Origin of the sequence: Anoxybacillus sp. ST70, from assembly GCF_019553625.1 — a bacterium.
In the GTDB taxonomy this organism is placed as follows: Bacteria; Bacillota; Bacilli; order Bacillales; family Anoxybacillaceae; genus Anoxybacillus; species Anoxybacillus gonensis.
On record NZ_JAHZOF010000001.1, the window covers coordinates 66,839 to 79,353 of the forward strand.

At 43.1% G+C, this 12,515-nt stretch carries 12 protein-coding genes; all 12 read right to left on the bottom strand.

What is annotated here, in order from left to right; genetic code table 11:
• Positions 1-11 precede the first annotated feature (11 nt).
• Positions 12-2,252 (bottom strand): DNA translocase FtsK, encoded by a 2,241-nt coding sequence (locus tag K1I43_RS00325; RefSeq protein ID WP_026011828.1) that lies wholly within the window; start codon positions 2,250-2,252, stop codon positions 12-14.
• A 64-nt stretch (positions 2,253-2,316) separates the two neighbouring features.
• A complete protein-coding gene (locus K1I43_RS00330) occupies positions 2,317-2,541 on the bottom strand; it encodes a YlzJ-like family protein (protein WP_009362536.1) in 225 nt (74 codons plus the stop codon).
• Positions 2,538-3,251 (bottom strand): ClpP family protease, encoded by a 714-nt coding sequence (locus K1I43_RS00335; RefSeq protein ID WP_019418460.1) that lies wholly within the window; start codon positions 3,249-3,251, stop codon positions 2,538-2,540. The genes K1I43_RS00330 and K1I43_RS00335 overlap by 4 nt, the downstream gene beginning before the upstream one ends.
• Positions 3,252-3,361: 110 nt before the next feature.
• Positions 3,362-5,023 carry a ribonuclease J gene (locus K1I43_RS00340; protein WP_026011827.1) on the bottom strand — a complete coding sequence of 554 codons (1,662 nt, stop codon included), beginning with the start codon at positions 5,021-5,023 and terminating at the stop codon, positions 3,362-3,364.
• Positions 5,024-5,126: 103 nt separating this feature from the next.
• Positions 5,127-5,996: a 4-hydroxy-tetrahydrodipicolinate synthase gene (dapA, locus tag K1I43_RS00345; RefSeq protein ID WP_019418459.1), complete on the bottom strand. Its 870-nt coding sequence runs from the start codon at positions 5,994-5,996 to the stop codon at positions 5,127-5,129.
• A gap of 12 nt (positions 5,997-6,008) precedes the next feature.
• On the bottom strand, positions 6,009-7,238 hold the full coding sequence (dapG, locus tag K1I43_RS00350) for an aspartate kinase (protein WP_009362532.1): 1,230 nt from the start codon (positions 7,236-7,238) through the stop codon (positions 6,009-6,011).
• Positions 7,239-7,260: 22 nt separating this feature from the next.
• Positions 7,261-8,310: an aspartate-semialdehyde dehydrogenase gene (asd, locus tag K1I43_RS00355; protein WP_026011826.1), complete on the bottom strand. Its 1,050-nt coding sequence runs from the start codon at positions 8,308-8,310 to the stop codon at positions 7,261-7,263.
• 105 nt (positions 8,311-8,415) lie between these two features.
• Entirely contained in the window at positions 8,416-9,009 is a 594-nt protein-coding gene (dpaB, locus tag K1I43_RS00360; RefSeq protein WP_009362530.1) for a dipicolinate synthase subunit B, read from the bottom strand.
• Positions 9,006-9,908 (bottom strand): dipicolinic acid synthetase subunit A, encoded by a 903-nt coding sequence (gene dpaA / locus K1I43_RS00365; RefSeq protein ID WP_021094168.1) that lies wholly within the window; start codon positions 9,906-9,908, stop codon positions 9,006-9,008. Before dpaA ends, dpaB begins: the two co-directional genes overlap by 4 nt.
• Before the next feature lie 117 nt (positions 9,909-10,025).
• Entirely contained in the window at positions 10,026-10,262 is a 237-nt protein-coding gene (locus K1I43_RS00370; protein WP_003394797.1) for a YlmC/YmxH family sporulation protein, read from the bottom strand.
• A gap of 59 nt (positions 10,263-10,321) precedes the next feature.
• Positions 10,322-11,563, bottom strand: coding sequence for a M16 family metallopeptidase (locus K1I43_RS00375; protein WP_019418455.1), 1,242 nt, complete (start codon positions 11,561-11,563; stop codon positions 10,322-10,324).
• A complete protein-coding gene (locus tag K1I43_RS00380) occupies positions 11,556-12,482 on the bottom strand; it encodes a polysaccharide deacetylase family protein (protein WP_081957725.1) in 927 nt (308 codons plus the stop codon). Before K1I43_RS00380 ends, K1I43_RS00375 begins: the two co-directional genes overlap by 8 nt.
• Positions 12,483-12,515 lie beyond the last annotated feature (33 nt).

Consider the following 12,515-nt stretch of genomic DNA (forward strand, 5'->3'; position numbering starts at 1 on the left):
TTCAGCCTCTTTCATGACGTTTTTGCTTGATCGTTTGACGATACAAGCACAGCGCGCGGTTTACTTCCTTCATAAGGTCCGACAATGCCGCGAGCTTCCATCGCATCAATTAAACGTGCCGCTCGGTTGTAGCCGATACGAAATCGCCGCTGCAACATCGAAACAGATGCGCTTTGCATATCAATGACGAGCTGAACCGCTTCATCAAACAACTCATCATCAAACGCTTCTGTCGGCTCATCATCTTGCGCGATCATCGTTTCTTCGTATTGTGCTTTTTGCTGTGAAATGACATATTGTACGACATTTTCTACTTCTTGATCGGACACAAAAGCTCCTTGGACACGAACAGGTTTAGACGCACCGACAGGTAAAAAGAGCATATCACCGCGCCCAAGCAATTTTTCAGCTCCACCCATGTCTAAAATCGTTCGCGAGTCCGTCTGTGATGATACACTAAATGCGATGCGAGACGGGATGTTTGCTTTAATGACGCCCGTAATGACATCAACAGATGGACGCTGCGTGGCAATAATTAAATGAATGCCTGCTGCGCGGGCCATTTGGGCAAGGCGAGTGATAGAATCTTCTACATCGCTTGAAGCAACCATCATTAAATCGGCTAGTTCGTCAACGATGACGACAATGTAAGGTAAAAGCGGTTGCTTGACTTCTGCTGTTTCATTATGACGCTCGATATATTCGTTATATCCTTCAATATTGCGCGTGCCCGTATGTGAAAAGAGCTCATATCGCCGTTCCATTTCACTTACTACTTTTTTTAATGCTTGGGACGCTTTTTTCGGATCAGTTACGACCGGGGAAAGCAAATGCGGAATGCCATTATATACACTTAGCTCAACCATTTTCGGATCAATCATCATCATTTTCACTTCGTGCGGTTTCGTTCGCATAAGCAAGCTAACGATAATGGCATTAATACATACACTTTTTCCACTACCTGTCGCACCAGCAACGAGTAAATGTGGCATTTTATTTAATTCAGCAAGCACGGCTTGTCCCGATATATCGCGCCCAAGTCCGATCAACAGTTTCGCCTCTCGTTTATCGGCTTCTTTCGCTTCTAATACTTCGCGTAAAGAAACCATCGCAATTTCTTCATTTGGTACTTCAATACCAATCGCTGATTTTCCGGGAATCGGTGCTTCAATGCGAATGTCTTTTGCCGCTAGAGCGAGCGCTAAATCGTCACTTAAACTAACGATTTTACTTACTTTCACACCGACATCCGGATATACTTCGTATCTTGTGACAGCTGGACCGATATGCACTTTTGTTACCTTTGCCTTTACACCAAAGCTTTGAAACGTTTTTTCAAGCTTGCGGGCATTTTCATAAATACTTTCTTTTTCCCGCGATTGATCAACCGCCTTCGGAGGAGAAAGCAAATCAATTGGCGGCAACGCGTAATCTGTTTCATGTGTTTGCGTAAATACAATCGGCTTTTCTTCTTCCGCTCCTTCATTGAAGTTGGAAATGACAGGACCTTCCACGACGATCGTTTCGTCTTCGTCTTCCTCTTTCTCTTTTTCCTCTAGCGCTGTCACAACTTCAATATGTGTCTGCGGTTGTTTTTCTTTTTTCGGACGATTGAAAAACGAACGAATATCGGCGATAACTGCTTTCGTTTGCGTCCGCATAAATGAAACAAACCATTCAATTCCTTTTCCTGCTGTATCACGCAACGTTTTTCCTGTTAAAAGCAACACGCCAAGTATCATCAATAGGGAAGCAATCCATTTTGTTCCTAATTGATCAAATAAATAATAGCTAATTGTGTACAATAAAGCGCCGAGCATACCACCACCTAAATCAGAAAAAGAACCGCTCTCCCCGCGCACATCTTTCCAAAACAACTCCCACGTCGTTCGAATAATGCTCGGGTTTATTAATTTTCCATTTCTCGATAAAATATGAAATAGCGCTTCGTGACTAAACAACAATAATGAAAGAACGATCAAGTACAATCCAACAAGAACACGTTGAAAAAACGGAGGCCATGCCCTCTTCCAAATCACGTATAGCGATATAGCAAGCGCCCCTAATAACGCAACGATATACCACTCTCCCATAAAAAAGCGAGTAGCAAAAACGAGTGAACGCCCGACAGCTCCGACGTTTGCCATCGCGATGACTGTACATGCTAGCATCGTCAATCCGATGAATTCAAAGCGCAATGTTTTTTTCCATTGATCTTGTTTGTTTGTGCGACGCTTATTTTTCTTTCCCATTTCGCCCACTCCAACATATAAGGTGAAAAAGCAGCCAACAGTAAAGCGTGGCTGCTTGTTCTTATTATACCATAAATTGTAGTGATGTCGCATAAAGTTTTGTGCCCGGTTCATACGTTAAATAATGTTGTGGATCGCTGCTTAGCACCCGCACAATTTCATACTCATTCGTTTCTGTTTGCTGCACAAGTAAAGACACCCCGTTATATTGAACGATGCGTTGTTTTTTATACTCCGCCTCATTCGTTTGAAAAACGATAAATTCCGGAACGATGGTATGTAAAATCATTGTAACATCGCCCCTCGTTGATTAGAATGATCGATTAATTCCCGCAATTTGCGCATCGCCTGCGATAGCCCTCCGACCTCGTCAATTAAACCGTACTTTACCGCATCTGTTCCCACCACATTCGTTCCGATATCACGTGTTAAATTTCCTTTAGAAAACATGAGTTCTTTAAACTTTTCTTCGCTAATGTTTGAATGCTTCACAACAAAATTGACGACGCGCTCTTGCATTTTATCTAAATACTCAAACGTTTGTGGGACACCGATGACAAGACCCGTCAAACGAATCGGATGAATCGTCATCGTCGCCGTTTCTGCAATAAACGAATAGTCACACGACACAGCAATTGGCACTCCGATTGAATGTCCTCCACCAAGCACAATAGAAACAGTCGGTTTGGACATCGATGCTAACATTTCCGCAATGGCTAGCCCCGCTTCCACATCTCCTCCAACTGTATTTAATACGACAAGCAATCCTTCAATATTTGGATTTTGTTCAATTGCTACAATTTGCGGAATAATATGCTCATATTTTGTCGTTTTGTTTTGCGGAGGTAATTGAATATGCCCTTCAATTTGTCCGACGATCGTTAAACAATGGATCGTTGAATCGGAAGAAAGCTGCGGGACATTTGTTTGACCGAGCTGAACAATATTTTCTGCCGGAGACGGCTTCGTTTCCTCTTGAGGTACATCTCGTTCTTCCATCATAATCCCCTTTCTGTTACATGATGTCGTTAGTATACGTGAACATCGTCTTGTTCATACAAAAAACACCTGCGAAATGCAGGTGTTTTCTTGACTTTGAGCATGTTGTTTTACACTTCCATAATAATTGGTAAAATCATCGGCTTTCGTTTTGTTTTTTCAAATAAATATTGGCTTAGTGCGTCACGAATATTTGTTTTTAATGAAGACCATTCCATAACGTAGTCTTCCATGCTTTTTTCAACAATTTCTTTCACAATTTTAACGGATTCTTCAAAAAGCGTTTCCGATTCACGCACATATACAAAACCGCGAGAAATCATTTCTGGACCGGCAACAATGCGTTTTTGCTGTTTACTTAATGTAACAACAACAATCATAATTCCATCTTGTGAAAGTAAGCGGCGATCGCGCAATACGATATTTCCTACATCGCCAACGCCTAATCCGTCAATTAAAATTTGACCGCTTGGCACTTTGCCGCCAAAACGGGCGTGACCGTTACGGAATTCGATCACTTCTCCTTTTTCAATTAAGAAGATCGCATCTTGGCGAATGCCGACCGCTTGGGCAATTTTCCCGTGCGCCTTTTGCATGCGAAACTCTCCATGTACCGGAATGAAATATTTCGGCTTCATGAAATTAATCATTAACTTCAATTCTTCTTGATATCCGTGTCCAGACACATGTACTTGACGTTGACCGTACACGACATTCGCTCCTGCACGATATAAAGCATCAATTGTACGAGCAATAAATAACTCATGTCCCGGCATTGGAGAAGAAGCGACAATCACTGTGTCTCCTTCTTTAATATTGATGTATTTGTGCGCCTGTTTGGCCATGCGTGCAAGCGCCGCCATTGGTTCTCCTTGGTTGCCTGTCGTTAAAATGACTAAATCCCGATCATCGTAACGATCTACTTCGCTCATCGGAATGATCATATTTTCATCGAATTTTAAATATCCAAGACGCACGGCAATATCAATTACTTTATGCATATGACGGCTCATAATGACGACTTTTCGTCTATGATCGCGTGCAGCATTTAACACTTGTTGAATGCGCGTAATGTTTGATGCAAAGCAAGCAACAATAATGCGTCCGTTCGCATTGTAAATGACATCGGAAATTTCTTGTCCGACAATCGCTTCAGAACCCGTATATCCCGGTTTTTCCGCATTCGTGCTATCGGATAGTAAGCAAAGCACTCCTTGCGCTCCGATTTGCGCCATTTTACCAAAATCCGTACGACATATGCCAACAGGCGTTTGATCAAATTTAAAATCGCTCGTATATACAATGGCGCCTTGGGACGTATGAATGCTCACGCCGAGACAATCTGGAATGCTATGATTTGTTTGAAAAAACGATACGACAGCCTTATCGAATACAATTTCGCTATTCGCGTTTATTTCGATGCGCTTTGCTTTCGATGTAATTCCTTGCTCTTTTAATTTTTCTTCCATGAGCGCGAGCGTTAATTTCGCCCCGTACACAGGGACAGTAATTTTCCGCAGTACATACGCGATCGCCCCAATATGATCGTCATGACCGTGCGTTAAAAAAATGCCTCGAATGCGTTCTTGTTGCTCCACTAAATACGTAATATCAGGAATGACCATATCAATGCCGAACATTTCATCCTCTGGAAACATGAGTCCTGCATCTAAGACAAAAATGTCTTCATCCACCTCGACGACATACATATTTTTTCCTACCTCTCCAACGCCGCCGAGGGCAAATACACGAATTTTCTCTGCTTGTTTCATCCTAAAATCCTCCTACAGTCAAACAAACTCACCCGCTCAAAGTCACTTACATCCATTATAACTGATTCAACAATAAAAAAGAAAGGGATGAATTCCCTTTCTTTTAACCTTGTAACACATTCATGAGCTGCAAACGTTCTTGCTCCGTAAGTGGCACAAGCGGAAGGCGGACAGAACCGACATCTAACCCTTTTATTTGTAGAGCCGTTTTGACTGGGACAGGGCTTGGAGCGGCAAATAATGCTTTCATGATCGGCAATAGACGCTGATGCAACTTCGCTGCTTCCTTATTGTCTCCACGCATAAACGCTTGAATCATTTCCTTCATTTCGTTTCCAATAATATGCGAGGCAACGGAAACGACACCGCTTCCGCCAATAGATAATACAGGAAGTGTCAATCCGTCATCTCCGCTATACAACATAAAATCATCGCGCGTTTTTGCGATAATTTCTGTCATCGCGTCTAAGTTGCCGCTTGCATCTTTCACAGCGACAACGTTCGGAATTTGTGACAGACGCACAATCGTTTCAACAGAAATATTTACAACCGCCCGTCCCGGAATGTTATACACCATCACAGGCAACGACGTACTCTCTGCAATGGCTTTATAATGTTGATAAATTCCTTCTTGATTTGGCTTATTGTAATAAGGTGCGACGATCATAACTGCATCGACACCTATTTCTTCTGCCTTTTTCGTCAATTCAATCGATGCGCGGGTATTATTGCTTCCCGTTCCAGCAATGACTGGTACACGTCCGTCAACGACTTCGACCACGTGGCGAAAAAGCGCCAATTTTTCTTCCGTCGTTAACGTCGGAGATTCTCCAGTCGTTCCAGCGACAACAAGAGAATCCGTGCCGTTTTCAATTAAATAGTTCACTAATTGCGTCGTTTTCGCAAAATCGATATTCCCTTTATTGTCAAAAGGGGTGACCATCGCTGTGGCAATTTGACCAAATTGAACCACAATTTTTCACTCCTAACTCAAGTCGTATTGTTTCTGTTCCGCAAGTTGAAACGCATCATGCAATGCATTGACCGCCTCTTTTAAATGTTCTTCCTTCACTAGCACCCAAATCGTTGTATGGCTATCAGCCGATTGCAAAATTTGAATGCCACGCTCCGATAATGCTGTAACAATTTTTGCTGTCACACCCGGGACGCCAGCGATCCCCGCACCAACAGTCGACACTTTTGCGCAACCGCGCGTGACGGTCGGTTCATAACCGAGCCTTTTTAACGTAGCAATCGCTCGATCTGCCACGTCACTCGATACCGTATATACGACACCATTTGGCGAAATGTTAATGAAGTCGACACTAATTCCTTCATTCGCCATCGCTTTAAATACTTCTGCTTGTAAATCGTAATGTCCCTCTTTTGCTGGCACTTTAATTTGCGTAATATTTGAAACATGGGCAATTCCTGTCACTAATCGTTCTTTTACATCGCTTCCTTTTTTCGCAATCGATGTGACAAGCGTCCCTGGCGCATCCGAATACGTGGAGCGAATGCGAATCGGTACTTTTGCTTGCATCGCAATCTCGACGGCACGCGGATGGATCACTTTCGCTCCTTGATACGCCATATTGCAAATTTCTGTATATGTGACGACATCAAGCGGTCGTGCGTTTTCTACAATGCGCGGGTCTGCAGTCATCACGCCTTCCACATCGGTAAAAATGTCGATCCATTCCGCACCGAGCGCGGCACCGAGCGCAGCCGCAGACGTGTCGCTTCCTCCACGCCCAATCGTTGTCACATCTCCGTTTTCAGCGACACCTTGAAAGCCTGCAACAACGACAACATCGTTCTCTTTTAAAGCACGCAACAAACGATCGCAACGCATATCAATAATTTTTGCGTTCGTATGATCGTTGTTCGTGCGAAAGCCTGCTTGCCCTCCGGTAAAGGCTGTCGCTTTTATCCCACACTTATTCAACATGTTTGTAAACACGACGCTTGAAATAATTTCCCCACACGCCATCAACAAATCTTTTTCACGGTTTGTCACATGCGCATTCGCCCCGTCAATGAGGCTAAGGAGCGTATCCGTTGCATACGGATCTCCTTTTCGCCCCATGGCTGAAACGACGACAACCACTTTATAACCGTCTTGCAGCGCTTTTTCAATATGTTTGCGCGCTAAATTTCGGCCGTGTTCATCTCGAACGGACGTGCCGCCAAACTTTTGAACGATTATTTTCAACGTCAACACCTCGATGATGATTTTACGCTTTTACAAGCCCTAATTTTAAAAGACTTTCAGCGATTTGAACAGAGTTCCACGCCGCTCCCTTTAACAAGTTATCAGAAACGATCCATAAATGGAACCCTGTGTCGCGATTTAAATCTTTACGAATGCGGCCGACAAATACATCGTTTTGTCCCGTTGCATATAGCGGCATCGGATATAGCTGTTCGCTCGGATCATCTTGCAATACGACGCCTGGCGCTTCTTTTAATAATGCTTTCAACTCATCAACTGTTACGCCCTCTTGCTCGATTTCAATATACACAGATTCAGAATGTCCCGTCATGACCGGAATGCGCACGCACGTTGCTGCTACTTCTAAATCGGGCATATGCATAATTTTTTTCGTTTCATTAATCATTTTCATTTCTTCAAATGTAAATCCGTTATCTTGAAATTTATCGATTTGTGGAATGGCGTTAAATGCGATCGGATAATGTTTACGATCCGATTTAACCGGTAAAATTTCCGGTGTGACTTCCTCACCATTTAACATGTTCGCCGTTTGTGTTTTTAACTCTTCTACCGCTTGCGCTCCTGCTCCTGACACCGCTTGGTATGTTGAGACGATGACGCGCTTTAATCCGAACGCTTGACGAATCGGTTCAAGCGCAGCGACCATTTGAATCGTTGAGCAGTTTGGATTTGCGATAATTCCGTTATGCCCATGTAAATCTGCTTCATTCACTTCAGGAACAACGAGCGGCACGTTTTCGTCCATACGAAACGCGCTCGTATTATCAACAACAATGGCTCCGCGTTTCACCGCTTCCGGAGCGAGTTGTTTAGATACTGCTCCCCCTGCGCTAAATAGCGCGATATGCACCCCTTCAAAGCTTTCTGGCTTTGCTGCTTGCACTTCAATTTCTTCGCCTTTAAACATGACTTTTTTCCCTGCTGAACGTTCCGATGAAAGTAAAGATAGTTTAGCAATCGGGAAATTTCTTTTTTCTAACGTTTGAATCATTTGTTGTCCGACAGCTCCCGTTGCGCCGACAACTGCGACATGTAATCCTTTTTGCTCCATTTCTCCTTCTCCTTCCAACTCATAGACAATTTTAATATCATTTATTTTAGCACATTCATTCATAAAGGAGAGACGTTTTTTATAAATTTTCTTTCAACTGTTTATTTATGAACGGCGATATTCGACGATGACCGGTTGAATTTGCCGACCTTCTAGCGCGGCTTCTACCGTATCAAGCAACAATGGCATGTGAGCGACCATTGAATTTGGCTTTTTAAATGGATCGTCTTGACCGAACGGAATAAAGTAAATATTTTTCGCGGCCATTAATCGCATTAAATTTACCCCATTTAAACCGAGCGCGTCGTTTGTCGAAATGCCGACAACAACCGGACGATGATTGCGCATCGTCGCTTTCGCGGCCATTAATACAGGGGAATCTGTCATCGCATTCGCTAATTTGCTCATCGAATTTCCCGTTAACGGTGCAATGACCATACAATCAAGCGGTAATTTCGGTCCTAATGGCTCCGCCTTTACAATTGTATCAATGACTTGATGGCCTGTCATCTCTTCAAGCTTTTTCACCCATTCTTCCCCTTTGCCAAACCGCGTGTTTGTCGACTGCACCGTATACGAAACGATCGGTATGACGTCCGCCCCTTTGGCAATTAATTTTTCAATTTCCGGCATCACCGCCTCATATGTGCAATGTGAGCCTGTTAAGCCGAAGCCAATCCGCTTTCCTTGTACGTTCATTTTTTATTCTCCTTTCGTTTTTTCAAATCTGCAGAAAGAAGTTGCGACAATACGTTCGCGACAATTTGCCCCGCCGTTTTCGGAGCAACAATGCCAGGAAGCCCTGGCGCTAATAACGCTTGAATGCCCCGTTTTTCAGCATAGCGAAAGTCGGTACCGCCCGGTTTTGAAGCTAAATCAATAATTAATGTGTGTGCGGGCATTTTCGCAATGACACTGGCGGTCACAACGGGATGAGGAATCGTATTAATGCAAACATCAATATCTTTTACGTGTTGTTCTAAATCGTTTAAATGAAACGGCTCTAGCGCCATCTCTGCAATGCGCGCTAAATGTTCGGAGCGGCGAGCCCCTACTTTTACTCGTGCACCTAAAGCGGCAAACGTCCGCGCGACTGTCATGCCTACACGTCCTAATCCTAAAACAGCAATGCGCGATCCATGAATCGTCACATCTGTATGTTGAATAACCATCATAACCGTTCCCTCTGCCGTTGGAATCGAGTTATAAATCGCCACATCATCCCGTTCAAATAGTTGAACATGTTTTCGCCCAACCGACTTGACGACACGGTCTAAATAGTCATTTGTAATCCCTGAATAAACGGTGCAATGCGTCGGTGTTTGACGAAGTAACTCTTCCGTAAATATCATTTTTTCATTTGAAAACACCGTTTGAATTTCACCGTCCATGTTCGTTCCGTGGACAGGTAAAACAATGGCGTCTACATCATGGAAATCTACTTCATGAATTTTCATTTTTGTTACTCCAGCAAAGCCATGGTCTAATTGATCGAAGCCAACGAGTGACAATTTCGCGTCAAGTTCCATCAATTTCCGAATGACTTCAAGCTGCCGAGCGTCCCCACCGATGATCGCAACGTGCATTCCTGTCAGCATGAGTTCATTCACCCTCTTATACATCTAGTTTTTTGCCCATCGTTACTTTCACATCTTATGATGCCGGTCATCAAACGGTGAGCGTAAAATGAAAAAAGACACCCCTGCTTGAGGTGTCTAATCATCGACATCAATTAAAATCATATCCGAGCCGATTTTTTTTACGCGGCTCCACGGTACACGTATATCTGTTCCTTCTTTTCGAAACCCAAACCATTTTGTTGTTGGAATAAGAAGCGCTTGAATTTGCCCCGTTCGCTCATGAATTTCTAAATCTGTCTGTCCTAAAATGCCGAGCCGCTCTGCTCTTTTCATATCGACAATTTCTTTTCCGCTCAGTTCACTTAGTCGCACATGTTCCCCCCCTTTCTTTATCATTGTAGAAAAAAAGGCATAAAAAAATGCCTGCAAGTTTATTGTTGCAGGCTTTTTGGCAATGTTCCTTCTGGACTGATAAGCGCAACGGAGAAGTTGTCTGTAAAAATCGTTTGCGCCATCCGATCAACGCTTTCTTTCGTCACGCGATCGATGCTTTCAATGATTTCATCAAGCGAGCGATGCCGCCCTAACAACAACTCATTTTTTCCGTTCCGGCTCATGCGGCTATTTGTACTTTCTAAACTTAACATTAAGTTTCCTTTCATTTGTTCCTTGCTATTTTCTAGCTCTTTTTCGGTAATGCCATCTTGTTTTAATTGTTCAATCGTTTGTTGAATCGTATCGAATAGAAGATCGAGCTGTTGGCTTCCTGTGCCCCCGTAAATCGTTACCATTCCTCCGTCACGATATGCAGAATGGTAAGAGAAAATAGAATAAGCTAATCCACGTTGCTCACGTACTTCTTGGAAAAGGCGACTGCTCATGCTTCCGCCTAAAATGTTGTTTAAAATAATTAAGCTATACACATCTTCGTGACCAATTGGCAATCCGTTAAATCCGATACATAAGTGTGCTTGCTCGGTCTCTTTTTTGCGTGCGATTTTATTTGGATAAAACGTTGGTGTGATATGGGCATCGTCGCCTTTTTGTCTTGTAAATGATCCGAAATAAGCTTCTACTTGTTGAATAAACGAATCGTCAACATTGCCGGCAACTGAAATGACAACTCGATCTGGCGTATACGTTTCATGCATATATTGTCGCAACGTCTCGCCTGTAAATGTCGCTAACGTTTGCTCCGTTCCTAAAATTGGATAACCGAGCGGATGATTGCCATAACTTGCTTTGCTCAACAAGTCGTGAACGAGGTCATCTGGTGTATCTTCATACATTTTAATTTCTTCAAATACAACATTTTTTTCTTTTTGTAATTCTTCATCTACAAACGTTGAATGGAAAAACATGTCCGCCAATATATCTAACGCAAATGACGCATGCGTATCTAACACTTTCGCGTAATAGCACGTATACTCCTTCGATGTAAATGCGTTCACTTGACCGCCGATGCGATCAAACGATTCCGCAATATCTCGCGCTGTACGCGTTTTCGTTCCTTTGAAAAACATATGTTCAAGAAAGTGTGAAATGCCATTGTTTCGTTCGTTTTCGTTTCGTGATCCGATGCCGATCCAAATTCCGATCGCCACAGATCGAACCGTTGGAATATGCTCGAGTACAACTCTTACCCCATTTTGACATGTATATGTTTTAATCAAGTCCCTTCCTCCTACTTTTTACAATTCTTTCCTCACTTAATAATGTGGACACATTACTTATGGCGTATTCTCGTTTTTGTAATGATTGAATTAACGGCTCTAACGCCTGTACCATCGATACGGTTGGATGCATTAAAATCATCGCCCCGTTATGCACTTTTGATGTTACTCGTTCCACTATAACAGACGGGGATGGTTTTTGCCAATCAATTGTATCGACCGTCCATAAAATCGTGTACATCCCCATCTCATGGGCAATATGCACGACATCGTCGCGATAGCTACCGCTTGGCGGAGCAAATAAGCGAGGTTTCACTCCCGTCGCTGCTTCAATGGCATCGTTTGTTTTGACGATTTGTTCACGAATTGCTTGTTTACTCATCGTTTTTAAATCTGGATGGTTGTATGAATGATTGCCAATTTCATGACCGGCATCTGCAATCATTTTTGCAAGTTGGGGATGTTCTTTTACCCAGCGACCTTCTAAAAAAAATGTGGCACGAACGTTGTATTTTTCAAGAATATGTAACATGTTTGGGATATGTTCACTTCCCCATGCGACATTAATTAAAAAAGAAACCATCGGCTTATCTGGATGCCCCCGATAAATCGGTGACGGTGGCAAATCATGCAAGTGAATAGTCGGTGATACTTGTTTGTATACAAGCTGTTGTTCGGAAAATGTTCCGTTCCGTTTCATTTGTTTATATGATGCCTCAACGTCTACTTCTAATCCGTTGTAGCCAGGAATCGCCTTCCAAACGCGATCGACTTTTGCGTTTTGCGCAGGAATATTGTATTGTTTTGCCCGTTCCATAATTTGAATGTATAACGGATCGCTTTGTTTCGCTGCTGTTATATGCCGTAATTCGTGGATATACGTCGTCGTCCACGGATTTTGCACGATGATTGCCGCCATACATATGATCATGACTAAAAAGAACGCTCGCTG